General features: G+C 66.0%; 27 protein-coding genes. 16 read left to right on the top strand and 11 right to left on the bottom strand.

The annotated features are described in order from the left end of the window. Positions 1 to 24 precede the first annotated feature (24 nt). The 3 genes from AC1M0F_RS01555 to tkt are packed head-to-tail and all read right to left on the bottom strand — an operon-like array spanning position 25 to position 4857. Entirely contained in the window at positions 25 to 1635 is a 1611-nt protein-coding gene (locus tag AC1M0F_RS01555) for a glucose-6-phosphate isomerase (RefSeq protein WP_480236448.1), read from the bottom strand. Further along, a complete protein-coding gene (tal, locus tag AC1M0F_RS01550) occupies positions 1632 to 2744 on the bottom strand; it encodes a transaldolase (RefSeq protein WP_480236447.1) in 1113 nt (370 codons plus the stop codon). Before tal ends, AC1M0F_RS01555 begins: the two co-directional genes overlap by 4 nt. Positions 2745 to 2766: 22 nt before the next feature. Beyond that, positions 2767 to 4857, bottom strand: coding sequence for a transketolase (tkt, locus tag AC1M0F_RS01545; RefSeq protein WP_480236446.1), 2091 nt, complete (start codon positions 4855 to 4857; stop codon positions 2767 to 2769). A 279-nt stretch (positions 4858 to 5136) separates the two neighbouring features. Here tkt and AC1M0F_RS01540 point away from each other — a divergent pair, with 279 nt between their 5' ends. Both AC1M0F_RS01540 and AC1M0F_RS01535 read left to right on the top strand, forming a co-directional pair. Then, entirely contained in the window at positions 5137 to 6057 is a 921-nt protein-coding gene (locus tag AC1M0F_RS01540) for a heme o synthase (protein WP_480236445.1), read from the top strand. 21 nt (positions 6058 to 6078) lie between these two features. Next, complete coding sequence (locus AC1M0F_RS01535; protein ID WP_480236444.1) at positions 6079 to 6645, top strand: NUDIX hydrolase; 567 nt, start codon at positions 6079 to 6081, stop codon at positions 6643 to 6645. Positions 6646 to 6698: 53 nt separating this feature from the next. Here the strand turns inward: AC1M0F_RS01535 and AC1M0F_RS01530 are convergent, their stop codons facing one another. Then, positions 6699 to 7658 carry a COX15/CtaA family protein gene (locus tag AC1M0F_RS01530; RefSeq protein ID WP_480236443.1) on the bottom strand — a complete coding sequence of 320 codons (960 nt, stop codon included), beginning with the start codon at positions 7656 to 7658 and terminating at the stop codon, positions 6699 to 6701. 271 nt (positions 7659 to 7929) lie between these two features. On the opposite strand from AC1M0F_RS01530, the gene sufB reads away from it, so the two are divergent. From sufB to AC1M0F_RS01495, 7 genes are all read left to right on the top strand, one after another. Next, on the top strand, positions 7930 to 9348 hold the full coding sequence (gene sufB, locus AC1M0F_RS01525) for a Fe-S cluster assembly protein SufB (RefSeq protein ID WP_480236442.1): 1419 nt from the start codon (positions 7930 to 7932) through the stop codon (positions 9346 to 9348). Positions 9349 to 9354: 6 nt separating this feature from the next. Next, the gene (sufD, locus tag AC1M0F_RS01520) at positions 9355 to 10566 is read left to right on the top strand and encodes a Fe-S cluster assembly protein SufD (protein ID WP_480237342.1); all 1212 of its coding nucleotides are present in this window, start codon (positions 9355 to 9357) and stop codon (positions 10564 to 10566) included. A gap of 2 nt (positions 10567 to 10568) precedes the next feature. Then, complete coding sequence (locus tag AC1M0F_RS01515; RefSeq protein WP_480237341.1) at positions 10569 to 10892, top strand: non-heme iron oxygenase ferredoxin subunit; 324 nt, start codon at positions 10569 to 10571, stop codon at positions 10890 to 10892. Positions 10893 to 10895: 3 nt separating this feature from the next. Then, positions 10896 to 11663 carry a Fe-S cluster assembly ATPase SufC gene (gene sufC, locus AC1M0F_RS01510; RefSeq protein ID WP_480236441.1) on the top strand — a complete coding sequence of 256 codons (768 nt, stop codon included), beginning with the start codon at positions 10896 to 10898 and terminating at the stop codon, positions 11661 to 11663. Between the two features lie 9 nt (positions 11664 to 11672). Next, positions 11673 to 12002 carry a metal-sulfur cluster assembly factor gene (locus AC1M0F_RS01505; RefSeq protein ID WP_480236440.1) on the top strand — a complete coding sequence of 110 codons (330 nt, stop codon included), beginning with the start codon at positions 11673 to 11675 and terminating at the stop codon, positions 12000 to 12002. Between the two features lie 27 nt (positions 12003 to 12029). Further along, positions 12030 to 13196, top strand: a complete 1167-nt coding sequence (locus AC1M0F_RS01500) for a MalY/PatB family protein (RefSeq protein ID WP_480236439.1) — start codon at positions 12030 to 12032, stop codon at positions 13194 to 13196. 102 nt (positions 13197 to 13298) lie between these two features. Then, the gene (locus AC1M0F_RS01495) at positions 13299 to 14897 is read left to right on the top strand and encodes an ABC-F family ATP-binding cassette domain-containing protein (RefSeq protein ID WP_480236438.1); all 1599 of its coding nucleotides are present in this window, start codon (positions 13299 to 13301) and stop codon (positions 14895 to 14897) included. Here the strand turns inward: AC1M0F_RS01495 and AC1M0F_RS01490 are convergent. From AC1M0F_RS01490 to AC1M0F_RS01480, 3 genes are read right to left on the bottom strand one after another with little or no spacing between them, the layout of a single operon-like run. Then, positions 14894 to 15739 (bottom strand): SURF1 family cytochrome oxidase biogenesis protein, encoded by an 846-nt coding sequence (locus AC1M0F_RS01490; RefSeq protein ID WP_480236437.1) that lies wholly within the window; start codon positions 15737 to 15739, stop codon positions 14894 to 14896. The two genes, AC1M0F_RS01495 and AC1M0F_RS01490, sit on opposite strands and share 4 nt — an antisense overlap. Further along, positions 15736 to 15960 (bottom strand): hypothetical protein, encoded by a 225-nt coding sequence (locus tag AC1M0F_RS01485; protein ID WP_480236436.1) that lies wholly within the window; start codon positions 15958 to 15960, stop codon positions 15736 to 15738. The genes AC1M0F_RS01490 and AC1M0F_RS01485 overlap by 4 nt, the downstream gene beginning before the upstream one ends. Then, a complete protein-coding gene (locus AC1M0F_RS01480; RefSeq protein WP_480236435.1) occupies positions 15957 to 16268 on the bottom strand; it encodes a DUF3099 domain-containing protein in 312 nt (103 codons plus the stop codon). The genes AC1M0F_RS01485 and AC1M0F_RS01480 overlap by 4 nt, the downstream gene beginning before the upstream one ends. A 99-nt stretch (positions 16269 to 16367) precedes the next feature. On the opposite strand from AC1M0F_RS01480, the gene AC1M0F_RS01475 reads away from it, so the two are divergent. Beyond that, positions 16368 to 17090, top strand: a complete 723-nt coding sequence (locus AC1M0F_RS01475; RefSeq protein WP_480236434.1) for a beta-ketoacyl-ACP reductase — start codon at positions 16368 to 16370, stop codon at positions 17088 to 17090. 47 nt (positions 17091 to 17137) lie between these two features. Here the strand turns inward: AC1M0F_RS01475 and serB are convergent, their stop codons facing one another. Both serB and AC1M0F_RS01465 read right to left on the bottom strand, forming a co-directional pair. Further along, positions 17138 to 17809, bottom strand: coding sequence for a phosphoserine phosphatase SerB (gene serB / locus AC1M0F_RS01470; protein ID WP_480236433.1), 672 nt, complete (start codon positions 17807 to 17809; stop codon positions 17138 to 17140). Then, the gene (locus AC1M0F_RS01465; protein ID WP_480236432.1) at positions 17806 to 19050 is read right to left on the bottom strand and encodes a glucose-1-phosphate adenylyltransferase; all 1245 of its coding nucleotides are present in this window, start codon (positions 19048 to 19050) and stop codon (positions 17806 to 17808) included. Before AC1M0F_RS01465 ends, serB begins: the two co-directional genes overlap by 4 nt. Before the next feature lie 46 nt (positions 19051 to 19096). Between AC1M0F_RS01465 and glgA the strand changes: the two genes are divergently transcribed. The 3 genes from glgA to AC1M0F_RS01450 all read left to right on the top strand — a co-directional run bounded on the left by glgA (position 19097) and on the right by AC1M0F_RS01450 (position 21481). Beyond that, positions 19097 to 20284: a glycogen synthase gene (gene glgA / locus AC1M0F_RS01460; RefSeq protein ID WP_480236431.1), complete on the top strand. Its 1188-nt coding sequence runs from the start codon at positions 19097 to 19099 to the stop codon at positions 20282 to 20284. 49 nt (positions 20285 to 20333) lie between these two features. Next, complete coding sequence (locus tag AC1M0F_RS01455) at positions 20334 to 21116, top strand: ABC transporter ATP-binding protein (RefSeq protein WP_480236430.1); 783 nt, start codon at positions 20334 to 20336, stop codon at positions 21114 to 21116. Between the two features lie 113 nt (positions 21117 to 21229). After that, positions 21230 to 21481, top strand: coding sequence for a type B 50S ribosomal protein L31 (locus AC1M0F_RS01450; RefSeq protein WP_480236429.1), 252 nt, complete (start codon positions 21230 to 21232; stop codon positions 21479 to 21481). 160 nt (positions 21482 to 21641) lie between these two features. Here AC1M0F_RS01450 and AC1M0F_RS01445 read toward each other — a convergent pair whose 3' ends face one another. Beyond that, the gene (locus AC1M0F_RS01445) at positions 21642 to 22337 is read right to left on the bottom strand and encodes an exonuclease domain-containing protein (protein WP_480237340.1); all 696 of its coding nucleotides are present in this window, start codon (positions 22335 to 22337) and stop codon (positions 21642 to 21644) included. A 44-nt stretch (positions 22338 to 22381) separates the two neighbouring features. Then, positions 22382 to 24130, bottom strand: coding sequence for a maltose alpha-D-glucosyltransferase (gene treS / locus AC1M0F_RS01440; protein WP_480236428.1), 1749 nt, complete (start codon positions 24128 to 24130; stop codon positions 22382 to 22384). A 114-nt stretch (positions 24131 to 24244) separates the two neighbouring features. Between treS and AC1M0F_RS01435 the strand changes: the two genes are divergently transcribed. The 3 genes from AC1M0F_RS01435 to AC1M0F_RS01425 are packed head-to-tail and all read left to right on the top strand — an operon-like array spanning position 24245 to position 26796. Continuing rightward, on the top strand, positions 24245 to 25144 hold the full coding sequence (locus AC1M0F_RS01435; protein ID WP_480236427.1) for an alpha/beta fold hydrolase: 900 nt from the start codon (positions 24245 to 24247) through the stop codon (positions 25142 to 25144). After that, positions 25141 to 25752: a hypothetical protein gene (locus tag AC1M0F_RS01430; RefSeq protein WP_480236426.1), complete on the top strand. Its 612-nt coding sequence runs from the start codon at positions 25141 to 25143 to the stop codon at positions 25750 to 25752. The genes AC1M0F_RS01435 and AC1M0F_RS01430 overlap by 4 nt, the downstream gene beginning before the upstream one ends. Before the next feature lie 54 nt (positions 25753 to 25806). Further along, on the top strand, positions 25807 to 26796 hold the full coding sequence (locus tag AC1M0F_RS01425; RefSeq protein ID WP_480236425.1) for an NAD-dependent epimerase/dehydratase family protein: 990 nt from the start codon (positions 25807 to 25809) through the stop codon (positions 26794 to 26796). Positions 26797 to 26799 lie beyond the last annotated feature (3 nt).

The following is a 26799-nucleotide window of genomic DNA, read 5'->3' as shown; positions in this document are numbered from 1 at the left end:
TAACGGCGGACCAACCAGCGTGAGCTAGTTGATCGCCTCGAACAGTGACACGATGTTGTTGTCAGGGTCGGTCAGGTTCAACGTGACGACCGGGCGACCGGCATCCGCGAGAACGCTGCCGTCACCCTGTGCCTGGGCCTGGATCAGCTGGCCGAAGGTGAACGGGCGGCCGGGGACCTCGAGGTCGACCGGTGATTCCTGGGTGATCTGCAGGAAGACGCCGACAGCGGGTCCGCCCTTGTGGAACTGCCCCGTGGAGTGCAGGAAGCGCGGGCCCCAGCCGAACGTGACCGGGCGACCGGCGATTCCGGCGAGCATCCCGCGGACACCCTCGAGCTGAGGAAGCGCGACACGGTCGACGTATGCCTGCACCGAGAGGTAGCCGTTGTCATCGAGTCGGCCGATCAGAGCGTCGATGGCTTCCTTGACCGTCGAGACCCCGGCGAGGACGTCGGCGTCGCCGCGCACCTCGATGCCGTTCTCAACGAACAGGGGAGCGGTGGGCTCCGGGCGGGCGTCCAGCAGGCCACGGGTCGCGATCTTCGCAGACTCGACGTCCGGCTGGTCGAAGGGGTTGATCCCGAGGATGCGGCCGGCGATGACTGTGGCGTACTCCCAGACGAGGATCTGCGCTCCGAGGGTGCCCGACACGAGGATCTCGCCCTTGTGGCGGTCGTGGGGGAACAGGTGCAGCGTTCCCGCGTCGTCCACGAGACGGACGACCTGGACGTCGTCGTACGAACCGGAGATCTCCGGGGCCACGGTGTCCACCACGACGGGCAGAAGGCCTGTGCCCTGTTTGCCCGTCGATTCGGCGATGAGCTGTTCGGCCCAGTCGGCGAACCCGACGATGTGGGTTCCGTCTGCGACGATGGCGAGCTTGTCTCGCAACGGCGACGTGCCGGCGATGGCGGCACCGAGGATGAGCCCCGGGTTGTGCTTGTCATCGATCGACAGTTCGACGGCGACCGAGTCTGCCTCGTCGAGGAGCGCCCCGACATCCACGCCGGCAAGTCCGGAGGGGACGAGTCCGAATGCCGTGAGAGCCGAGTACCGGCCTCCGACGTTCGGGTCGGCGTTGAAGACACGGTAACCCGCTTCACGGGCGGACGCGTCGAGCGGCGAGCCCGGGTCTGTGACCACGATGATGCGGCCGCGCGGGTCGATCCCCGCGTCGGTGAACGCCTTCTCGTATGCACGACGCTGGCTGTCGGTTTCGACGGTCGAGCCTGACTTGGACGACACGACGAGGGCGGATGCCTCCAGCCGGTCGGCCAGTGCGGTGAGGACCTGGCCGGGGGCGGTCGAGTCGAGAACCGTGAGGTTCCCGCCGAGCGTCCGCGTGATGACCTCTGGCGCAAGCGACGAGCCGCCCATGCCTGCGAGGACGATGTGCTCGACCCCTGCTGCCGTGAGCTCGGCGCGGAGCGCCTCGATCTCGGCGACGAGCGGACGGGAGACCGTGGTCGCCTCGGTCCAGCCGAGACGCTTGCCTGCTTCGTCCTCAGCCGCAGGGCCCCACAGCGCGGCGTCCTGCCCGGTGATCCCCGACGCGACCATGTCGGTCACGAGGGTGGGGACCACCGCGTCGACGGCGGCCTTGGCGGCGCCGGAGACGTGGATCTTGAAGCTCATTTTGCGGCCGCCAGAGCTGCGGTGACCGTCTCGAGCAGTTCGTCCCATGACACGATGAACTTCTCGACGCCCTCCTTCTCCAGGAGAGCGGTCACCTCGTCGTACGAGATGCCGAGGCCGTCGAGCTTGTCGAGGACCTTGTTGGCTTCGTCGTAAGAGCCGGTGACGCTGTCGCCGTCGATCTGGCCGTGGTCGAACGTTGCCTCGAGGGTCTTCTCGGGCATGGTGTTCACGACACCGTCTGCGACGAGCTGCGTGACGTACAGCGTGTCGGGAAGGCTTGGGTCCTTCACCCCGGTCGAGGCCCAGAGCGGGCGCTGCTTGTTGGCGCCAGCCGCGAGAAGGCCAGCGGCCCGCTCGGACGCGAACGTCTGCTCGAACGCTTCATAGGCGAGCTGCGCGTTCGCGACACCGGCCTTGCTCTTGAGGCCGAGTGCCTCGTCGGTGCCGATAGCCGTGAGCCGCTTGTCGATCTCGGTGTCGACGCGCGACACGAAGAAGGAGGCGACCGAGTGGATGGTCGACAGGTCGATCCCTGCCGCCTTCGCCTGCTCGAGACCGGTGAGGTACGCGTTCATGACCTCGCGGTAACGCTGCAGGCTGAAGATCAGGGTCACATTGACGCTGATGCCTGCGGCGATCGCGGCGGTGATGGCCTCGAGGCCGGCGATGGTCGCCGGGATCTTGATCATCACGTTGGGCTTGTCGATCTTCGCCCACAGCTGCTTCGCCTCGCTGATGGTGCCTGCGGCGTCGTGGGCGAGGTTCGGCTCGACCTCGATCGAGACCCGGCCGTCGAAGCCGTTGGAGGCGTCGTAGACCGGCCGGAAGATGTCTGCTGCACGGGAGACGTCAGCCGTGGTGATCTCGAAGACCGACTCGGTGACATCCTTGCCCGCAGCTGCGAGCTCGGAGACCTGCTCCGCGTAGCTCTCGCCGTTGCTGAGGGCCCCGGCGAAGATCGTCGGGTTGGTGGTGACGCCGACGACGTTGCGGGTGTCGATGAGCTGCTGCAGGCTTCCGGAGTCCATGCGGCCTCTGGACAGGTCGTCGAGCCAGATGCTGACGCCGGCGGCGGAGAGCTGGGCGGTGGGGGTGGATTCAGTCATGTTCTTCTCCTTGTGCCCGGCGCTACTTGCCGAGCGATTCTTTGGCGGCAGCGACGACGGCTTCAGTGGTGATGCCGAACTCGCGGAACAGTGTCTTGTAGTCGGCGGATGCACCGAAGTGCTCGATCGACACGGAGCGGCCGGCGTCTCCGACGATGTCCCTCCAGGTCAACGCAAGTCCGGCCTCAACCGATACCCGGGCGGTGATCGCACGGGGGAGGACCTTCTCCTGGTACGCGGCATCCTGCTCTTCGAACCATTCGAGGCACGGGACCGAGACGACACGGGCGTTCACGCCGTCGGCCTTGAGCATTTCACGCGCCTCGACAGCGAGGTGCACCTCTGAGCCGGTGGCGATGAGGATCACGTCTGGCGTGCCGTTCGGCGCCTCGGCGAGGATGTACGCGCCCTTGGACACGTTCGATGCCGCCGCGAAGGTGTCACCGGAGGCTTCACCTTCGCCACGCTCGAACACGGGGATGTTCTGACGGGTCAGGGCGATGCCTGCAGGGCCACCCCGGCGGGCGAGGATCTCCTGCCAGGCGTAACCGACCTCGTTCGCGTCGCCGGGACGGACGACGGCGAGGTTCGGGATCGCACGGAGCGTTGCCAGCTGCTCGATCGGCTGGTGCGTCGGGCCGTCTTCGCCGAGTGCGACGGAGTCGTGGGTCCAGACGAAGATCGACGGCACGTTCATCAGCGCGGCCAGACGGACGGCCGGACGCATGTAGTCGCTGAAGATCAGGAACGTTCCACCGTACGAGCGGGTCGGACCGTGAAGGGCGATGCCGTTGAGGATGGCGCCCATCGCGTGCTCACGGATACCGAAATGCAGCACACGGCCGTGCTTGTTGCCTGTCCACTCGTGGGTCGAGTGCTCGCTCGGAACGAACGATGCAGCACCCTCGATGGTCGTGTTGTTGGACTCGGCGAGGTCGGCTGAGCCGCCCCAGAGCTCGGGGATGACGGGGCCGAGGGCATTGAGGACCTTGCCGGATGCCGCACGGGTCGACACGTCCTTGCCTGGTTCGAAGACAGGGAGGGCGTCTTCGACACCGTCGGGCAGCTCGCCGGAGAGGAGGCGCTCGAGAAGGGCTGCCTTGTCCGGGTTCGCCGTCGACCAGGCGTCGAAGCCCTTCTGCCACTCTTCACGGTCAGCACGCCCACGTTCGACGGCCTTGCGGGTGTGGGCGAGGATCTCGTCCGCGACGACGAAGCTCTCTGCCGGGTCGAAGCCGAGGACTTCCTTCACCGCGGCGAGTTCGTCTGCGCCGAGAGCCGAACCGTGGATCTTTCCGGTGTTCTGCTTCTTCGGGCTGGGCCAGCCGATGATCGTGCGGAGGATGATGAGCGACGGACGGTCGGTCTCGGCCTTGGCCGCTTCGATCGCGTCGTTGAGTGCGTGGAGGTCTTCGACGTACTCGCCGGTCTTCTTCCAGTCGACCGTCTGGACGTGCCAGTGGTACGCCTCGTAGCGCTTGGCGACGTCCTCGGTGAAGGCGATGTTCGTGTCGTCCTCGATCGAGATCTGGTTGCTGTCGTAGATGGCGATGAGGTTGCCGAGCTGCTGGTGGCCCGCGAGCGAGGATGCCTCGCTCGTGATGCCTTCCTGCAGGTCGCCGTCGCCGGCGATCACGTAGACGAAGTGATCGAAGGGGCTCTTGCCCTGTGCGGTGTCCGGGTCGAGCAGGCCGCGCTCGAAGCGCGAGGCGTACGCGAAGCCGACCGCAGAGGCGAGTCCCTGGCCGAGCGGCCCCGTGGTGATCTCGACGCCGTCGGTGTGACCGTATTCCGGGTGGCCGGGCGTGAGCGAGCCCCAGGTGCGGAGCGCCTTGAGGTCGTCGAGCTCCAGCCCGTATCCGCCGAGGTAGAGCTGGACGTACTGCGTCAGCGAGCTGTGACCGACGGACAGCACGAAGCGGTCCCGTCCGAGCCAGTGCTGGTCGCTCGGGTCACGGCGCATGACCTTCTGGAAGAGCAGGTAAGCGGCAGGAGCAAGGCTCATGGCCGTTCCCGGGTGGCCGTTGCCGACCTTCTCTACCGCATCCGCTGCAAGGAGGCGGGCGGTGTCTACCGCCGTGTTGTCAATGGAATCCCATTGCAAAGCTGCCACTTTAGTGACCCTTCTGATCGGAATCGTCGGGCCATCTCTGACCCGCCGACTGAGCGCGAAACACGCACATTGGCTTCATTGGCTCCGCCGGACACATCTCACCCCTGAACGAACAGGGGGAGTGGGCGCCTCGAACGGTTTGGCGAGCACTCCCAGTATACGGAAAGGGCATGTCGACACCGTGATGATTACGACGAACCGGCCGTGCGGAGCATCCTGGAGGCCGTCTGCGGAGAGCATCGCCTAGAATGAGGGGGCAATCCACCGGTTAGAGGAGCGATGAACATTGCTGTAGAAGACCGCGTCACACCAGCACGTGTGAGCGCCGTCGACAAGGTCAGGGGATACGTCTCCCTCACCAAACCCCGCGTGATGGAACTGCTGCTCGTGACGACAGTCCCGGTGATGATTCTCGCGCACGGCGGGATCCCCAACCTGTGGCTCGTCCTCGCAACGGTCATCGGCGGAGCCCTGAGCGCCGGATCGGCCGGCGCGTTCAACTGCTACATCGACCGTGACATCGACAAGGTGATGAAGAGGACGAGCAACCGCCCGCTCGTCACCGGAGTCCTCACCCCCAGGGAAGCACTCGTCTTCTCGTGGGTTCTCGCGGTTGTGTCGACCGTCTGGCTCTACGTCACGACGAACCCGCTCACCGCCGCGCTCTCGGTCGGCGCGATCTTCTTCTACGTGGTCATCTACACGCTCTGGCTCAAGCGCTGGACGTCGCAGAACATCATCTGGGGCGGGATCGCCGGCTGCTTCCCCGTGCTGATCGGCTGGGCGGCAGTGGCCAACTCGCTGAGCTGGGCGCCGTTCATCCTCTTCGGCGTGGTCTTCCTCTGGACCCCGCCCCACTATTGGCCGCTGTCGATGAAATACCGCGACGACTACAAGTCCGTCGGCGTCCCGATGCTCGCGGTCGTCCGCGGCCGCGCGCAAGTCGGCCTGCAGGTCATCCTCTACGCCTGGGCGACCGTGGCGTGCTCGCTCCTGCTGATCCCCGTCGCGTCGATGGGACTCCTGTACACGGTCGTTGCCGTCGCCTCAGGCGGCTGGTTCATCTACGAGACGCACCGCCTCTACAACCTGGCCATCCGGCACGAGAAGGTCTCGCCGATGCGGGTGTTCCACGGCTCGATCAGCTACCTCACGCTGCTGTTCCTCGCTGTCGGAATCGACCCGCTCCTGCCCTTCTGATCCACTCGGAACACGGCAACGGTGACACACGATCCTTCGATCGTCCAGGCGCTGACGGACCAGCTCGCGTCGTGGCATCCGGCTGCCCGTGACCAGGTGCTCCTGCGGGACGACTACCTGGTATTCCTGAGCGAGCGTGGACCGGCCGCAGCAGACAGGCACAGTGACGGTGAGCACCTCACCGCCAGTTGCTTCGTCCTGACCCCCGACCTCACCCGCGTCCTGCTGTGCTTCCACAGGAAGGGTCGATTCTGGGTGCAGCTCGGAGGACACATCGAGGCAGCAGACCGGTCGGTGTCTGCAGCGGCGTTCCGTGAGGCGGTCGAGGAGGGGGGAGTCGGCGTCGCCCCTGTCTCCGAGGGACCTCTCGATGTCGACAGGCACGCGCTCAGCACCCGGTTCGGCCGCTGCACTGTGCACTGGGACATCGGGTTCGCCGCCATGGCCCCTGCCGCGTCCCTGCCTGTCCCAAGCGACGAGAGCGACGACGTGAGGTGGTGGCCCGTCGATGCTCTTCCTGCCGACGTTCCCGCCGGATTCCCTGCCCGGGTCAGGCGGATCGTCGACGCCGTCCGGGAGCGGCGGTAGAGCTCCACCAAACGGGTCACGAACCTCACACGGCGACCGAGTGGCCGAGAGGTTTATGACGCCTGCAGCGCCTCGACCGGCTTCTGCTCGGCCGCGACGGGGGAAGAGGCCTTGAGGTTCAGCACCGTCACGGTCATCGCTGCTGCGAGGACGCAGGCAAGCACCATGTGCAGGCCGACGAGGATCTCGGGGAGGCCCATCCGCGCCTGCGCGACACCGACGACGATCTGGACCCCTTCGACCGCGAGCAGCACGAAGGACGGCAGCCGGAGGCGAGGCACGGGGACGAGCCAAGCGGCTGCGACGATCACGATCGTGAGGGCGAGGGTGATGTACGCCGGCCAGGAGTGCACGTGCTGCAGGACCTCAGGGTCGAGTCCGTTGCGCGCCGCGCCCTTGTCACCGGCGTGCGGCCCTGACCCCGTGGTGAGGATCCCGACGATGATGGTCACAGCGACGAAGAATGAGGCCACGTGGGTGGTCACCACGAGCCAGACCGGCGCGATCCTCGTGCGCGGTCCGTTCCCGTTGTAGACGCGGAACACCAGAACGGCGGCCAGGACCACGAGGGCGACACTGAGAACGAAGTGGAATCCGACGACGTAGGGGTTGAGACCGCTGAGCACCGTGATGCCACCGACTACCGCCTGGAGCAGGACGCTGCACGCGGGGATGAGGGTGAGAACGAAGAGGTCTCTGCGCTCGGCGCGGTACTTGAGCACGAACAGGAGAGCGAAGATCGCGATCACCTGCAGCACGAAGAAGAGCGTCCGGTTGCCGAATTCGATGACGCCGTGGATTCCCATCTCCGGCGTGCTGACGAAGGATTCTGCGGTGCACCTCGGCCAGGTCGGACAGCCGAGGCCGGATCCCGTCAACCGCACAGCGCCTCCGGTTCCGACGAGAACCGTCTGGGCGACCAGGTTCAACCACGCCACCACGCGGACGCGGCGGTCGACGTGGGTGGGAAGCCAGTTCCAGAAGCGTCTGGCCGACGTGCCGATCTTGTTCACTCTCGAACGTTCCTCACTTGTGTTGTTGCTGTGACTGGTCACTGCCCTGCTGCTATTTGTCTGCACAACCTGTAGAATCATGAGGTTCAAGCAATCAGTTCTGGCACTCGCCAGCGAACGGCGCGGGAGCAGCGCGGCCCCCGTCCTTGAACAATTGTAGATACGCAAATCAGCCGCCTGCACATTCCTGAGCAATCATCGTTGCTGGGGCGTGCGCGGGAATGCGACGCGCAGAAATCCTGTTACGCAGCTGAGAAGGAAAGAGGTTGACATGTCAGATGTTCTGATTGACCGCCCCGAACTCGCAAGCCTTGGGCAGTACGAATTCGGATGGGCAGACTCTGACGCCGCTGGCGCGTCCGCCCGTCGTGGTGTCTCGCCCGAGGTCGTCACCGACATCTCCAACCTCAAGTCGGAACCCGACTGGATGCTGCAACGGCGCCTCAAGGGCCTCGCCCTGTTCGAGCGCAAGCCGATGCCGGCCTGGGGAGCAGACCTCTCCGAGATCGACTTCGACAACATCAAGTATTTCGTCCGCTCCACCGAGAAGCAGGCGCAGACCTGGGACGACCTCCCCGACGACATCAAGAACACGTACGAGAAGCTGGGGATCCCCGAAGCAGAACGCCAGCGCCTCGTCTCCGGCGTCGCAGCCCAGTACGAGTCTGAGGTCGTCTACCACCAGATCAACGAGGACCTCGCCCGCCAGGGCGTCATCTTCATGGACACGGACACCGCGCTCAAGGAGCACCCGGAGTTCTTTGAGGAGTACTTCGGCACCGTCATCCCCGCAGGCGACAACAAGTTCGCCGCGCTGAACACGGCCGTCTGGTCAGGAGGCTCCTTCGTCTACGTGCCGCCCGGCGTGCACGTCGAGATCCCGCTCCAGGCCTACTTCCGGATCAACACCGAGAACATGGGCCAGTTCGAGCGCACCCTGATCATCGCCGACGAAGGCAGCTACGTCCACTACATCGAGGGCTGCACCGCTCCGATCTACAAGTCGGACTCACTGCACTCCGCCGTGGTCGAGATCATCGTGAAGAAGAACGCCCGCGTCCGCTACACGACGATCCAGAACTGGTCGAACAACGTGTACAACCTCGTCACCAAGCGCGCCACGGCCGCAGAGGGCGCGACCATGGAGTGGATCGACGGCAACATCGGTTCCAAGGTCACCATGAAGTACCCGTCGATCTTCCTCATGGGAGAGCACGCCAAGGGCGAGACCCTCTCCGTCGCTTTCGCCGGTCCGGGACAGCACCAGGACGCCGGCGCGAAGATGATCCACATGGCCCCGTACACGCAGTCGTCGATCGTCTCCAAGTCGATCGCGCGTGGAGGCGGCCGCGCCGGCTACCGCGGTGAGGTGCGGGTGGATGCCAACGCGCACCACTCGGCGAACACCGTGCGATGCGACGCCCTGCTCGTCGACACCATCTCGAGGAGTGACACCTACCCCGCCATCGACATCCGTGTGGATGACGTCCAGCTCGGGCACGAGGCCACCGTCTCCAAGGTCAGCGAAGAGCAGCTCTTCTACCTGATGAGCCGGGGCATGCCTGAGGACGAGGCCATGGCGATGATCGTCCGCGGATTCATCGAGCCCATCGCCAGGGAACTCCCGATGGAATACGCACTCGAACTCAACAAGCTCATCGAAATGGGCATGGAAGGATCGGTCGGCTAAATGACGATCTCCCCGCCGGAAGCAACCACCACGAAGCTCGAGAACACCGGGCAACTGGGCTACAAAAAGCACACCGACGGTGGATGGGGACTCGTCCCGATCCAGACCCGTTCCGAACGCTTCGCATCGACGGCAGTCGAAGATTTCCCGGCAGTCACCGGTCGTGAAGCGGTTTGGAAGCTCACGCCGATCGACCGTGTGGCCGATCTCATCGACGGTCCGCTCGACGGCGGCGAGTATGAGTTCGCCGCCACGGCCGTCGACGGAGTCGACGTCTCCTGGGTCGACCGCGGCGACAAGCGGATCGGCAGCGCCGGAACACCCGAGGAGCGCGCGTCGGCCAACGCGTGGAGCCGGTTCGAGCGTGCCCTCGCGATCACCGTCTCAGGTGAAGAGTCGAAGACGGTGCGCGTCGCGCGCTCCGGACTCGGTCGTGGTGCCCGCGCCGCGCACGTTCTCATCGAAGCGAAGGCGTTCAGCACCGGCCTTGTCATCCTCGCAAACACCGGACAGGCGCGCCTGACCGAGAACGTCGAGATCATCGTCGGAGACGGTGCCAACCTCACCGTCGTCACTGTGCAGCAGTGGGACGACGACGCCGTACACCTGGCCTCGCACTTCACAACGGTCGGTCGGGACGCTCGCATCAAGCACGTCGTCGTGACCCTCGGCGGAAACGTCGTCCGGGTGAACCCGTCCACGCACCTCAACGCGCAGGGGGGAGAGGTCGAAGCGCTCGGACTGTACTTCGCCGACGCCGGCCAGCACCTCGAGCAGCAGGTCTACGTCGACCACGACGCACCGCACACCCGCAGCCGCGTCACCTACAAGGGTGCACTGCAGGGCGAAGGGGCACGTACCGTGTGGATCGGCGACGTCCTCATCCGCCAGAGCGCGACGGGAACGGACAGCTACGAGCAGAACCGCAACCTCGTGCTCACGGATGGCACACGGGCCGACTCCGTACCCAACCTCGAGATCGAGACCGGCGACATCGCCGGCGCCGGCCACGCCAGTGCCACCGGCCGTTTCGACGACGAGCAGCTGTTCTACCTGCAGGCTCGCGGCATCCGAGAGGACGAGGCACGCCGCCTCGTCGTGCGCGGGTTCCTCACCGAGATCGTCCAGCAGATCGGTGACACCGAACTGCAGGAGCGCCTCGAGATCGCCATCGAGGAAGAATTGAACGGAACCAGCCTGTCGACGGACGGCAGGTGACCGTGGCGGAACGTGTCTGCGCCCTCAGCGACCTGAAGGTGAACGAGGCGAAACGCGTCGTCGTCGGCGGCACTCCGATCGCCCTTGTCCTCGACGGCAGCGGCGACGTGCACGCCATCGGCGACACCTGCACGCACGGGGACATCTCCCTGGCCGAAGGTTTCGTCGAGGGCGACACCCTCGAATGCTGGGCGCACGGTTCCCAGTTCTCCCTGCTCACGGGCAAGCCGCTGTCGCTGCCCGCATACGAACCCGTCCCGGTCTTCCACGTGGAAGTGACCGACGGAGACATCTACATCGACCCGACCGTAACGAAAGAGATCTAGCTCATGGCTGTACTTGAAATCCGCGACCTGCACGTCAGCGTCGAGACCGACCAGGGACAGAAGCCCATCCTGCGCGGCGTCGACCTCACCATCAACAAGGGTGAGACCCACGCGATCATGGGCCCGAACGGTTCGGGCAAGTCCACCCTTGCGTACACGATCGCCGGTCACCCGAAGTACAAGGTCGACTCTGGATCGATCACCCTCGACGGCCAGGACGTCCTCGCGATGACCGTGGACGAGCGCGCTCGCGCCGGCCTCTTCCTCGCCATGCAGTACCCGGTCGAGATCCCCGGCGTCACGGTGACGAACTTCCTCCGCACCGCGAAGACCGCGATCGACGGCGAAGCGCCCCCCATCCGTCACTGGATCAAGGACGTCAAGAGCTCCATGAAGAACCTTCGGATGGACTCGACGTTCGCCGAGCGCAACGTCAACGAGGGCTTCTCCGGTGGAGAGAAGAAGCGCCACGAGATCCTCCAGCTCGAGCTGCTCAGGCCGACCTTCGCTGTCCTCGACGAGACCGACTCCGGCCTCGACGTCGACGCCCTGAAGATCGTCTCCGAGGGCGTGAACCGGGCCAAGGAGAACACCCACCTCGGTGTGCTGCTGATCACCCACTACACGCGCATCCTCCGCTACATCAAGCCGGACTTCGTGCACGTCTTCGTCGACGGGCGCATCGCGGAGCAGGGCGGCCCTGAGCTGGCCGACCGTCTCGAGGACGAGGGATACGACCGGTTCCTCGCCGACGAAGCGACGACGGCGTAAAATCAGATCATGGTGACCACACTGAGCCCGCAGCGCTTCGACGAAGTCGAAGAAGCCCTCAAGGACGTCATGGACCCCGAGCTCGGCATCAACGTCGTCGACCTCGGGCTCATCTACGACCTCGGATGGGATGACGAGAACGACGCCCTCATCATCCACATGACCCTGACCTCCGCCGGGTGCCCGCTCACCGACGTCCTCGAGGAGCAGACGGCGCAGGCGCTCGACGGCGTCGTCGAGGCGTTCAGGATCAACTGGGTCTGGATGCCGCCGTGGGGTCCCGAGAAGATCACCGACGACGGTCGCGACATGATGCGGGCACTCGGCTTCTCCATCTGAGCCGGCCCCAGCCGCTATCGTCGGAGGATGACCAGCGTCCAGGCCGACCCGATCGACGTCCTCCGTTCTCGCACGAGCGAGAAGTGGGCGGAACACCCGGACGACGTCTTGCCGATGTTCGTCGCCGAGATGGACTACCCGCTGGCCGAGCCGATCCGTCGCGCCCTCCACGAGGCCATCGACCGTGGCGACGCGGGCTACGTCGCGTCGAGGAACACGCTGCCCGCGGCGTTCAGCGGCTACGCGAAGCGGCGCTGGGACTGGGACCTGTTCTCGGCCACGCTGCTCTCAACGGCCGACGTGAGCATGGGCATCGTCGAGATCCTCCGCCGTGTGACGAAACCGGGCGACCCTGTCATCATCACGCCACCGGTCTATCCGCCGTTCTTCGACCTCGTGACCGAGGCGGGCGCATCCGTCCTCACCGTCCCGCTCGTCGACAGCGGTGAGGGCTACCGCCTCGATTTCGCCGCCCTGGAGTCCGCGTTCGTGTCAGGCGCCAGGGCGTTCGTGCTGTGCAACCCGCACAATCCGCTGGGCCACCCGCACTCCCGCACCGAGCTCGCCCGCCTCGCCGATCTGGCCGCCGCCCACGACGTCACCGTCATCAGCGACGAGATCCACGCTCCGCTCACGCAGCCGGATGCGACATTCACGCCATACCTCAGCGTGTCGGACACCGCCCGCTCCCACGGCTTCGCGGTCCACTCTGCGAGCAAAGCCTGGAACATCGCCGGGCTCAAGTGTGCCGTCATGGTTGCGGACGGCGAAGGCCCGGCAGCCGTGCTCGATGGGATGCCGTTCGAGGTGACCTGGCGCACGGGGCAGTTCGGGATGCTCGCCAGCGCCGCCGCGTACACGGATGGCCAGGACTGGCTCGACGGCGTGCTCGCCGCTCTCGCCTCCAACATCGAACTCCTCGACCGGCTGCTGCGTGAACACCTGCCTGAGGTGACCTGGCGACGCCCGGAGTCGAGCTATCTCGCGTGGCTCGATTTCACCGGCAGGGGCTGGGGCGACGACCCGGCAGCTCGCATCCTCAGTGAGGCGCGCGTCGCCCTCAGCCCCGGTCCGGGCTTCGGTGACCCGGGCGCACGGTGCGCCCGCATGAACATCGCCTGTTCACCGGAACTTCTCGAGGAAGCGATCAGGCGGATCGCACGCATCCCTCCTGGCCCACCGGCACAGCCCTGACGCCGCACCGGCAGGCTCCCAGCCGCCGACAACGTAGACTGTCAGGTTGACCCCGTTGTTTTGAGCGCCGTTTTGGCGCGCCCCCAGGAATTGGACTTTGTTTTGCTGAGTGTGCACGATCTCGAAATTCGCGTCGGGGCACGAGTTCTCATGGACGAGGTCAACTTCCGGGTGACCGACGGCGACAAGATCGGCCTCGTCGGCCGCAACGGCGCAGGCAAGACGACGCTGACCAAGGTTCTCGCCGGTGAGCTGCTCCCCTCAGCAGGCAAGGTCGAGCGGTCAGGCGAACTCGGCTACCTGCCCCAGGACCCCCGCTCGGGCGACCCGGACGAACTCGCGAGGACTCGCATCCTCAACGCCCGCGGCCTCGGCAGCCTCGTCCTCGGGATGCAGGAAGCCACGATGGGCATGGCGTCGACGGATGTCGCGACGAGCGAAGCCGCCATGAAGAAGTACGGCAACCTCGAGGAACGTTTCCAGATGCTCGGTGGCTATGCCGCCGAGGCTGAGGCCGCGTCGATCGCCAGCAACCTGAACCTGCCAGACCGGATCCTCGACCAGCAGCTGAAGACCCTGTCCGGCGGTCAGCGCCGACGGATCGAGCTGGCCAGGATCCTGTTCTCGGACGCACGCACGATGATCCTCGATGAGCCCACGAACCACCTCGACGCCGACTCGGTGACCTGGCTCCGCGAGTTCCTCAAGACGTACACCGGCGGATTCATCGTCATCACCCACGATGTCGAGCTCGTCGGCGAAACCGTCAACAAGGTGTTCTACCTCGACGGCAACCGCCAGGTCATCGACGTGTACAACATGAACTGGAAGAACTACCAGCGCCAGCGTGAGGCCGACGAGGAGCGTCGCAAGAAGGAACGCGTCAACGTCGAGAAGAAGGCCACGTCACTGCAGCTCCAGGCTGCGAAGTTCGGCGCCAAGGCCTCGAAGGCCGCTTCGGCCCACCAGATGGTCGCGCGTGCCGAGAAGATGCTCTCCGGCCTCGACGATGTGCGAGCCGTCGAACGGGTCGCCAAGCTGCGTTTCCCCGACCCCGCACCGTGTGGGCGGACACCGCTGATGGCGTCGAACCTCTCGCGGAGCTACGGGTCGCTCGAGATCTTCACCGCTGTCGACCTCGCCATCGATCGCGGTTCCAAGGTCGTCGTCCTCGGGCTCAACGGAGCCGGGAAGACGACCCTGCTCCGCATCCTCGCCGGCGTCGACAAGCCGGACACCGGACAGGTCGAACCCGGCCACGGCCTCCGGATCGGCTACTTCGCACAGGAGCACGAGACCCTCGACGTGAAGCGCAGTGTCCTCGAGAACATGGTGTCGAGTTCGCCGAACATCACCGAGACGGAGGCCAGGAAGGTCCTCGGATCGTTCCTGTTCACCGGAGACGACTCCCACAAGCCGGCAGGCGTCCTGTCCGGCGGGGAGAAGACGCGGCTGGCCCTCGCCATGATCGTCGTCTCGGGCGCCAACGTCCTGCTCCTCGATGAGCCCACGAACAACCTCGACCCCGCCAGCCGCGCAGAGATCCTCGACGCCCTCGCGCATTTCACAGGCGCTGTCGTCCTGGTCAGCCACGACGAGGGTGCCGTTCAGGCTCTCAACCCGGAGCGGGTCCTCATCCTGCCCGACGGCGTCGAGGACCACTGGAACAAGGACTACCTCGAACTGATCGAGCTCGCCTAACGGACCGACGCGTCGAGGATGTCGTCCTCGACATCCGAGTCGGACCGCCTGGCGGCACGCTTTCGCTCCCGCTCTGCCGCCCTCGCCTGTTCGGCGGGGTCATCCGCGTTGAGGTGCCTGTACTCTTCGCGGACCGCGTAGGCGAGGAACGCGAAGCCGAGAAGCCCGAAGACCAGCCACTGGAAGGCGTAGGACAGGTGGGAGCCCTCGTCCAGTTCCGGCTTGAACGCGGCGACCGGCCTCGCGTCGGCCGGGGCCGGATCCTCTGAGTCCAGCAGCCCGTACGCCTCGGTGTAGACAGGGGCGTCGATCCGGTCGGCGAACTGGGCGAGCTCGACGGTGGCGATCTGTCCGTCGGCGGCGCTGCGTCCCTGCAGGGCGGGTTCGCCGGGCTTCAGGCGCGCCGTCACGGTCACCTCACCGGTCGGAGGGGACGGGATGACATCGGGCAGGTCCTGGGCGTTACCCGTCGGCAGCCAGCCGCGGTCGACGACGAACACGGAGCCGTCGGTGAGCTTCAGCGGCGTGAGGACCTCGAATCCCGGCTGACCGTTGCGCGGCCGGTTCCGCACGAGGACCTGTTCGTCCTCGAGGTAACTGCCGGTCATCAGCACGGGCGTCCAGGTGTCGCCGTCGCTCCAGCTCTCCCTGTCAGGGAGCACCTCGGCGAGGGGGACGGGGGAGGAGTCGTAGTTCTCGATCACCCGGGAGTTCTCGACGCGTTTCTCTTCGAGCCGGGAAAGCTGCCAGTTCGAGAGAAGCACACACACGACGGCGAAGACGACCGCGACCGCAAGGTAACCGAACCAGCGACGGCTGAACGCGAATCTCCAGTTCTTCATTCGGCCGCCCCCGGACTCAGCGCAACGGTGCGGACGGGGAACTCCCGCGCGGCGAGGAACTCACCGAGGTAGTCCCTGTGGTCGTCGCAGGCCAGCCACACCTTGACGCGGTCCTCGGTGTGGATCTTCGGGTTGCGCCACTCGATACGCCATCCGGCCGCAGCTGTGCAGCCGGCCCGTGAACAGGTGAGCTGCTCCGGATCCTGGAAGAGTCCGATCATGAGGCTCGCTGGTCCGGTTCGCCCTCTGAATCCTCACGCGAAACGGGCCGCTCAGGGATCACGACGACGCCACCTGGGCGCTGCACGGTCATGTCCGCACGCGGGGCGCCGACATTGGCGAGAACGACCGCGATGTACGGCAGGCAGATGGCACCTGCTGCGAAGACGAACAGCCACCAGCCCTGGGCGAAGAGCATCGCGATCAGGCACGCCAGACGGATGCTCATGGCAATCGAGTACTTGAGCATTCGCGCCCGTCGCTCGGCGTCAGGCGACTGCGGCAGTGAGGTAATGGATGGCTGTTTCATTCACGTCAAGACTACGCTTGTTTCGTCCCCCCGGCCGGGTCGCCCAGCGTGTTCAGCGCTGCTGCCTGCTGGGAATTCCCCCCACACCGGAAGGCCGACATGCCCCACTCTGAGATCACCCCGCGCACCGTACTCGTCACAGGAGGAAACCGGGGGATCGGCTTCGCCATCGCTGAGGAGTTCGTCTCGCTCGGGCACAGGGTGGCCGTCACCGCGCGCTCAGGGGAGGGCCCTGCCGGAACGCTCACCGTCAGGGCAGACGTGACGGATGCAGCATCCATCGACGCCGCGTTCACCGAGATCGAGCAGAAGCTCGGTCCGGTCGAGGTCGTCGTCGCCAACGCGGGCATCACGAAGGACATGCTCCTCATGCGGATGAGCGAGGACGACTTCGACAGCGTCGTGAACACCAACCTGGGCGGCTCGTTCCGCGTGGTGAAACGGGCCTCGAAGGGAATGCTCAAGGCCCGATTCGGCCGCGTCATCCTCATCTCCAGTGTCGTCGGACTCTACGGTGGCCCCGGTCAGGTCAACTACGCCGCGTCGAAGGCAGGCCTCGTGGGCATGGCCAGGTCGATCACGCGCGAACTCGGAGCCAGGGGGATCACCGCCAACGTCGTCGCGCCCGGGTTCATCGAGACCGACATGACCGCCGAGCTTCCGGAGGCGACGCAGGCCGAATACAAGAAGAGCATCCCTGCCGGCCGGTTCGCGACGCCTGCTGAGGTGGCGAAGGCCGTCACGTGGCTCGCAGGCGACGATGCCGGGTACATCTCCGGCGCCGTGATCCCCGTCGACGGCGGCCTCGGCATGGGGCACTGACGCCGGCTGGCTCTCGGTGCAGCTGAGTCAGGCCGTGTCCGCCTGAGTCAGCCCCTGAGGCCGAGCAGCGGCAGGATGTCCGAGAGGTCGACGCGGTCGCAGGCCACGTCTGCCCGCTCGCGAACGGCCGGCTTGGCGTTGAACGCGACACTGAGTCCAGCGGCCTCCATCATGAGGAGGTCGTTGGCTCCGTCGCCGACCGCGACGGTCCGCTCCGCCGGGATTCCGGCATCCGCCGCCCATTCCAGCAGGGCGGATGCCTTCGCCTGGGCGTCGATGATCGGGCCGCTCACGGAGCCGGTCAGGCGGCCGTCCGACACGTCGAGGCGGTTGGCACGCCAGGAGTCGAGGCCGAGTTCGGCGCCGAGCGGGTCGAGGAGCTCGTGGAAGCCGCCGGACACGACGCCGATCCGTCCACCGGCAGCCTGAACGCCTGCGATGAGCTCATGGACGCCCCTGGTGGGCCGGATCCGGCCGGACACGGTCGCGAAGACCGTCTCCGAAAGCCCGGCGAGGGTGGCCACGCGTTCCCGGAGGCTCTCGGCGAAGTCCAGCTGGCCCCGCATCGCGCGTTCGGTCACGTCTGCGACGAGTGCGAGGGAGCCGGCCTCTTCGGCCAGCAGTTCGATGACTTCGTTCTCGATGAGGGTGGAATCCGCGTCGAGCACGACGAGGAACCGGGCCGGCCCATCGGGCGCCGGCGAATGCGTGGAGCTCATCGGGGAACGCGGACTCCCTTGCCGACGACGGTCAGGCCGGAGTCGGTGACGGTGAACCCGCGGGCCCTGTCACGGTCGTGGTCGACGCCGATCGAGGCACCGTCTTCGACGACGACGTCCTTGTCGAGGATCGCGCGCCTCACTGTGGCATCCGGTCCGACGACCACCCGGTCGAAAAGCACCGAGTCGACGACCTGGGCGCCCGACTCGATCTTCGACCAGGCGCCGAGGACGCTGCGTTCGATGTGCGCTCCGGAGATCAGCGAACCGAGCGAAACGATCGAGTCGATCGTCGTACCGAGGTTCCCCTTGGCGTCACGGACGAACTTCGCAGGGGGAGAGTTGAGCTGCTGGCTGAAGATCGGCCATTCGCTGTTGTACAGGTTGAAGATCGGCAGGGTGGAGATGAGGTCCTGGTGCGCGTCGAAGAACGAGTCGATCGTTCCGACGTCGCGCCAGTAGTAGCGGTCACGATCCGTCGAGCCGGGGACGTCGTTGCGTTTGAGGTCGTAGACGCCGGCGTCGCCCCTGCGAACGAAGTCGGGAACGATGTCGCCGCCCATGTCGTGGTTGGAATCCGTCAGCTCGCCGTCGCGGGTGACTGCGTCGATGAGGGCATCCGTGTTGAAGATGTAATTTCCCATCGAAGCGAGGACCTCGTGGGGGGCGTCGGCGAGGCCGACCGCGTTGATCGGCTTCTCGAGGAACTCGGCGATCTTCGTCGGATCATCCTTGTCGAGTTCGATGACGCCGAACTGGTCGCTCAGCTCGATCGGCTGCCGGATCGCTGCGACCGTTGCGCCGCGGCCGGAGTCGATGTGGGCCTGGAGCATCTCGCGGAAGTCCATCCGGTAGACGTGGTCAGCGCCGACGACGACGACGATGTCGGGCTTCTCGTCGCGGATCAGGTTGAGGCTCTGAAGGATCGCGTCAGCGGAACCGGAGAACCAGCGTTTCCCGAGCCGCTGTTGTGCCGGCACGGAGGCGATATACGAGTTCAGCAGTCCGGACAGGCGCCAGGTCTGGGACACGTGGCGGTCGAGGCTGTGCGACTTGTACTGCGTCAGCACGACGATCTGGGTCAGACCCGAGTTGATCAGGTTGGACAACGCGAAGTCGATGAGCCGGTACTGCCCGGCGAACGGAACCGCGGGTTTTGCCCGGTCCGCCGTCAACGGCATGAGTCGTTTTCCTTCCCCGCCGGCGAGGACAATGCCAAAGATCTTCTTCGATGCGACCATGCCACAACACTAGGGGCAACCCCATACCTGTACTAGCGTTCGTGTCATGCGAGTTGATCTTCTTACCCGGGAATACCCACCAGAGATTTACGGCGGAGCCGGCGTGCACGTCGCGGAACTCGTGTCGGCGATGCGGGGGGAGATCGACGTCACCGTTCGCTGCTTCGGCGCCGATCGTGGCGAGGCGGACACGTACGCGTATCGGGTCCCCGAGGAACTCGCCCGCGCGAACGGAGCGTTGACGACGCTCGGCACCGATTTGCTGATGGCACAGGACGCCGAAGGTGCCGACCTCGTGCACTCGCACACCTGGTACGCGAACGGCGCAGGCCACCTCGCGAAGCTGCTTCACGGCATCCCGCACATCGTCTCCGCCCACAGCCTCGAGCCGCTGCGCCCGTGGAAGGCCGAACAGCTCGGTGGCGGGTACCGCGTCTCCAGCTGGATCGAGAAGACGGCGTTCGAAGCCGCCGATGCCGTGATCGCCGTGAGCAACGGCATGCGGCGTGACATCCTCCGCAGCTATCCGGCACTCGACGAGTCGCGCGTGCACACCATCTACAACGGGATCGACCTCTCCGCCTGGCAGCCGGTGCAGGACGACGACCTCCTGCGTACCCTCGGCATCGATCCCGACCGCCCGAGCGTGGTCTTCGTCGGCAGGATCACGAGGCAGAAGGGCTTGCCGTACCTCCTGCGTGCAGCCTCGCTGCTGCCGAAGGACGTGCAGCTCGTCCTGTGTGCCGGCGCACCTGACACGCCCGAGATCATGGCGGAGGTCGAAGCCGGTGTCCGTGAGCTCCAGAAGGAACGCTCGGGTGTCGTCTGGATCGACAGGCTGCTGCCACGCCACGAACTCTGTGCTGTCCTCACCGCGGCGACGACGTTCGTCTGCCCGTCCGTCTACGAGCCGCTGGGCATCGTCAACCTCGAGGCGATGGCCTGTGGCGCTGCCGTCGTCGGGACCGCGACCGGCGGCATCCCCGAGGTCGTCGATGACGGTGTCACCGGCCGGCTCGTGCCGATCGAGCAGGTCACGGACGGCACGGGAACACCTGTCGACCCCGACCGTTTCGTCGCCGACCTGGCCGCAGCACTCACCGAGGTGGTCTCCGATCCGGATGCCGCCAGGGCGATGGGAGCCGCGGGCAGGGACCGCGCCGAACGCGAGTTCAGCTGGTCGAGGATCGGTCGCGAAACCATCGACCTGTACCGGTCCGTTCTCGCCCGCTGACGGGCGAGGCACGACACGGCCGGCCGACTCGGACGGATAGGCTAGAACCATGTCGAGCGTTTTGCAGTTGAGTGACGTATCGGTCGTGCGCAATGGCCGTGCGATCGTGGATTCCGTGTCGTGGACGGTCGAAGACGACCAGCGGTGGGTGGTGCTTGGTCCGAACGGGGCCGGGAAGACCACGATCCTCCAGCTGTCGTCGACCCTCATGCATCCGACCAGCGGTTCGGTCGGGATCCTCGACACAGAACTCGGAAAAGTCGATGTCTTCGAGCTCCGTCCGCGGATCGGTATCGCGTCGACCGCGATGGCGCGCCGTGTGCCGTTCGAGGAGACGGTGCTCAACGTGGTCATGACGGCCGCGTACTCGGTCACCGGCAGGTGGAACGAGGATTACGAAGACATCGACGAGAAGCGCGCCCGCCGTGTCCTCGCCGAATGGCACCTCGAGGACCTCGCCGAACGCCGCTTCGGAACGCTGAGCGACGGGGAGCAGAAGCGGGTACAGATCGCCAGGGCCGTGATGACCGACCCCGAACTGCTCCTGCTCGATGAGCCTGCAGCCAGCCTCGACCTCGGCGCAAGGGAAGAACTCGTCACTCTGCTCAGCGGCTACGCCCGCTCGGAGGAGTCGCCCGCGATCGTCATGGTCACCCACCACGTCGAGGAGATCCCCGCAGGCTTCACCCATGCGCTCCTTCTCGCAGACGGCAAGGTCGTTGCAGCGGGCCCCATCACCGAGGCCCTGACCAGCGACACGCTGACCGCGACCTTCGGTCTTCCGATCGAACTCACCGAGCGCGACGGCCGCTACAGCGCGCGTGCCGAATAACCGCTGTCATCTGATAAAGTAGGTAGCTGGCCCCGATGGGCCGCACGCTTTCTTACCGCACCGTCCGTGCAGGCGAGACTGAAACACACCCCACGACTCACAAGGAAGTCCTCATGAAGACTGACATCCACCCCGAATACAACGCGGTTGTTTTCCGCGACCTCGCTTCGGGCGCTACGTTCCTCACGCGCTCCACGGTGACCAGCTCGAAGACCATGGAGTGGGAAGACGGCACCGTCTACCCCGTCATCGACGTTGAGATCTCCTCGGAGTCGCACCCGTTCTACACGGGCAAGCAGCGCATCATGGACTCGGCCGGCCGTGTCGAGAAGTTCAACCAGCGCTTCAAGGGCTTCGGCGCCTAAACCCCGAACCTCAACAAAGACCCGCAGCCTTTCGGTTGCGGGTCTTTGTCGTTGCGGGCGGGTCAGCGCACGTTGTCACGCGTTCCGGACCTACTCACCAGGTACGCCGGGTGAGTAGGTCCGGAACAGGTGAGTAGGGCGCTGACGGGGCGTGGAGCGTTCAGCGCACCGGCCACCCGGTCGACGCCACGAAGGTGGCGTCGCGCGTGCGCCGCATGTAGTCCTGGAAGCTGTCGGCCTGGTCCTGGCACCAGCCCTGCTGCAGGCGGTGCAACTCGATGGCATCGACAGCGAGGGCACGCGAATGGGCCCGCGCGATCGCCTGGGCGACACGACCGGCCGCGATCGCATCCGCACCTGCGTCGTGCGCATCGGTGAGGTCCACCCCGTAGTGGAGCGCTGCGGCTTCGAGCGTCCGTTTGCCCTTGCGGTAGCGGTCGACGGCCTTGTCGATGACCAGCGGGTCGATGACCGGGGTCGGTTCGACGAGCGGCGAGACATGGTGCCTGAGGGACTCGTGGAAGAGGAGCGATAGGTCGTACGGCGCGTTGTAGATGACGACCGGGATGCCTGCGTCGAAGTAGGTGCGCAGCTCGGCGACGATCTCGGCGACGACGAGCGGGGCAGGCCGTCCCTCGGCTCTGGCACGCTCAGTGGTGATGCCGTGCACGGCTGTCGCCTGCTCCGGAATCGCGATGCCCGGATCTGCGAGCCAGTCGCTCCGTCGGACGACGTCTCCGCCGGCATCGAGCAGGCTCACATTCGCGCTGACGATCCGGCTCGTGATGACGTCGATTCCCGTCGTCTCGAGGTCGAAGACGGCGAGGGACTCTGACCACGGAGTTACGGCTGTTATCTGCACGGAGCCCACGTTAGGGCGGACCACCGACACGTCCTCGCTCACGAGTGACGCCGCTGCGAGAACGGTGAGTCGTCCGGATGGGCGACGTGCAGCCAGTAAAAACTCTGTGTAGCGATGGTGAGGGTCACCTTTCCGTTTTCATCGAACGGCGGGAATTCCCCACCGCCGAACAGGTCGAACAGGCGGCATCCCGCCAGGTCAGGAGCTACGATCGTCGTCGCGATCGGGTGATGCGAGAAGCTGAAGACGCAGAGGATGTCTTCCTTCTCGTCTCCGATGTGCCCGCCCACGTGGCCGCCGGTGCCCTTGTAACTCCTGATGAAACTGAGCACGGACTCGTGGTCGCTCGTCAGGACCTCGACGCTGCCGAGCCCGAATGCCGGGTGCCCCTTGCGCACGTGGATGACGTTGCGCACCCAGTGCAGGAGCGACCTGGACTGCGCCAGTTGCGATTCGACGTTGACGAGCGTGTAGTTGTAGACGAGGGACTGGATGACGGGCAGGTAGAGCTTGCCCGGGTCGGCCGACGAGAAGCCGGCGTTCCGGTCTGGGGTCCACTGCATCGGCGTCCTGGAGGCATCACGGTCGGCCAGCCAGATGTTGTCACCCATCCCGATCTCGTCGCCGTAATAGATGAACGGGCTGCCCGGGAGGGAGAACAGCAACGCGTGGGCGAGTTCCAGCTCGGCCCTCGAGTTGTCGAGCAGGGGAGCGAGACGGCGGCGGATGCCGATATTGGCGCGCATCCGAGGGTCGTAGGCGTACCAGCCGTACATGGCCTGGCGGTACTCCTCGCTGACCATCTCGAGCGTGAGCTCGTCATGGTTGCGGAGGAACACGGCCCAGCCGGCCCATTCGGGCACGTCGGTGGTCTCGGACAGCACCCGGACGAGTTCCTCGGCCTGCTGCGAGCGGAGGGAGTAGAAGATCCTGGGCATCACCGGGAAATCGAACGCCATGTGACACTCCGGTTCCTCGTCGGTCCCGAAAAAGGCCGCGACCTCCCTCGGCCACTGGTTCGCCTCGGCGATCATCACCCGGCCCGGATACTCGAGGTCGACCATGGCACGGAGTTTCTTGATGTAGGCGTGCGTCTTCGGCTCGCCCTCACCGTTGCCCTCGTCCGACTCGTAGAGGTAGGGGATCGCATCCAGCCGGAAACCGTCGACACCCATGTCGAGCCAGAACCGGATGATGTCGAACATGGCGTCGTGGACGGCCGGGTTCTCGAAGTTGAGGTCGGGCTGGTGCGAGAAGAACCGGTGGAAGAAGAACTGGCGCCGAACCGGGTCGAACGCCCAGTTGGAATCCTCCGTGTCGGTGAAGATGATCCGGATGTCCGGCCACCTCTCGTCGGTGTCGCTCCACACGTAGAAGTCGCCGTACGGGCCGTCCGGGTTCTCCCGCGATTCCTGGAACCACTCGTGCTGGTCGGAGGTGTGGTTGATCGGAAGGTCGATGATGATGCGCATGTTCCGCTCGTGCGCCTTCGTCACGAGGTCCTTGAACTCGTCGATCGTCCCGAACTCGGGGAGGATCGACCGGTAGTCGGCGACGTCGTAGCCACCGTCACGCAGCGGTGACGTGAAGAACGGGGGCAGCCATAGAGCGTCGACGCCGAGCCACTGGAGGTAGTCGAGCCTGGACGTCAGACCCTGCAGGTCTCCGGCGCCGTCGCCGTTGCTGTCCACATACGACCGGACCATGACCTCATAGAAGATCGCTCTCCGATACCACAGGGGGTCTCGGGCGAGGCCTGGGAGTTGGATGGGCGCGGTGAAAGTCACGAGATTCCGATTCCGTCTCGGGGGCGCGAGGTGTGGGTCCTCGCGATGTGGCTCCGAGTCTATGGGGAGCATCGTTCGGTTCGGGTGAGCGAAAAGCCTAAACTGGAATTCCCCATGACACCCCGTTCTCCATACTCCTCGCGACTCGATCGCATCCACGTCACCCGACGGTCCGTCCGCACCGGTGGAAGCCTCACGAGCTACTGGGAATACGGCACCCAATCCGACGGCCCGACGGTCGTCATGGTGCACGGATTTCGCGGCGACCATCATGGACTCGAACCGGTCGTGGCCCACCTCGACGGTTTCCACATCCTCAGCCCCGACCTTCCCGGCTTCGGCGAATCCGAACCGCTCGGCGTCACACACGACATCGACGGGTACGCCGGATGGCTGAACCAGTTCGTCGAGGCCGTCGACCTCCCGAAACCTCCGGTGATCCTGGGTCACTCGTTCGGCTCGATCGTCGTGTCGGCCGCCCTCGCGACGACACCGCTGCGCGCGCCCCGGGTGATCCTCGTCAATCCGATCGCCGCGCCCGCCCTCGCCGGCCCTCGCGGCATCCTCACCAGGCTCGCGGTCTTCTACTACCGGATGGGCGCCTGGCTGCCCGAACCGCTCGGTTTCGCGCTGCTGCGCAATCGTGCCATCGTGCGGGTGATGAGCGTGACCATGGCGAAGACGAAGGACAAGGACCTGCGCCGCTGGATCCACAACCAGCACGACCTCTACTTCAGCGCGTTCGACAACAGGGCTGTCGTACTCGAGGCCTTCAGAGCGTCCGTCGGGAACGACGTCAGTGAATTCGCCGCTGACATCATCGACCACACCCTGCTCATCGCCGCCGACCAGGACGACATCACACCGGTCGAAGCGCAGCACAGACTGGTGCGACGTTTTCCGGATGCCACGCTCGAGATCCTTCCGGGCGTCGGGCATCTCATCCACTACGAGGTTCCCGAGCAGGCTGCAGGGCTGATCCGCGACTTCCTCGCCGAGGAGCCGACAGGATGAAGCTCCTCGTCGACTGCCGGTGGGTGACGAACGACCCTGAGGACCAGCTCAGCCGGATGACGCAGGGGATCGTCCACGCCCTCGCCGAACGACACTCATTCGTTCTTCTCGTCGGCCCGTCGACGGCGCTCGACCTGCTCCCTGCACTTCCGTGGGAGCTCCTGCCATCGCCGTACAGCCCGGCAGAACTGCTCACCGGCCGGCGGCTCAACTCCATCGGCGCCGACGTCGTCTTCACGCCAGCACCCGGCTGGGCCGGCCTCGGGCGCCGGTTCGGTCTCATCGCGGGCGGAGGCATCCCTCACCTGCCTGAGGGTTCAGGTCTCCTGAAACGGGTGACGAGGTGGCCGTGGCGGTTCCGGTTCACCCGGGGCTGGATGATGCGCTCGGCCGACGTGATCGTCGGGGTCTCGCGTGCCCAGCAGCGGAATCTCCTCAGCGACAGCGTCGCGGACCAGCCCGTCGTCACCCTGCACACCGAGGATGCCTCCAGCGTCGCCCCGGACAGCTGGCGGGAGTCGGTCGCGCAACTCGACGACGTGATCGGGCAGGTCTGGCGGGCGACCGCCGACCGGCGCGCCCGAACGGGATCCCCGCGCGCGGATTAAGCTCCCGGAGAAGTCGCTGTACACGCGACGACGGCATCCGCTGTGATGGGACGCATGGACCTTCTCATTCTCGGTGGCAGTGGTTTCGTGGGGCGCGCGCTCGTGGACGAGGGCCTGGCACGGGGCTGGAACGTGACCACCCTGAACCGGGGCACCCGCGAGCCCGTCGACGGAGTGACGGCGCTGACCGGCGATCGCACGACACAGGCGGGACTGACCGCCATCGGCGACCGCCGCTGGGATGTCGTGGCGGACACCTGGTCGTGGGCGCCGGTGGCCGTCAGGGACTCGGCCGCGTTTCTCGCCGCCCGCGCCGACACCTACCTCTACATCTCCAGCCGGTCCGTGTACAGCTACCCGACGCCGGCCGGATCCGACGAGCGGGCTCCCGTCGTCGAGTCGACATCGTCTGACACCGGGTTCGACGACTACGCAAGGGCCAAGGCAGGGGCGGAAGCCGCCGTCATCGAGGCATTCGGCGACCGGGCACTGCTCGCGCGTGCCGGCCTGATCCTCGGACCGCACGAGGACATCGGCCGACTGCCATGGTGGCTGGGCCGGATCGCCCGCGGCGGAGACGTCGTCGCTCCGGGCGAGCCCGGGGCAGGGATCCAGTTCATCGACGCCCGGGACCTCGCCGCGTGGGGGCTCTCCGCCGCCGAACGCGGCCTCGGCGGACCGTTCAACGTCGTCAGCCCCGTCGGTTTCGCCACGATGGGCGATCTGCTCCAGGCCTGCATCGACGCGACCGGGTCATCTGCCACGTTGCGCTGGGCCGACCCGACTGTCCTGGCCGCAGCGGGTGCTGAGCCGTGGATGGACCTTCCCGCGTGGCTGCCGCCCGGCGACGCTCACGACACGATGCACGGAGCGGATGTCTCGAAGGCGATCGCCGCCGGACTCCTCTGCCGGCCGATCACCGACACCGTCTCGGACACCTGGTCCTGGCTCAGCAGCATCGGGGGAGTGGCGCCTCAGCGGGCAGACCGGCCGGTCGTCGGGCTGGCACCCGAGATCGAGGCGGACATTCTCGCCCGGTTGTGACGG

Source organism: Mycetocola sp. Y719, from assembly GCF_056713205.1.
The sequence above is the reverse complement of the archived record's forward strand: the minus strand, read 5'-3'. Positions and strand labels throughout refer to the sequence as shown.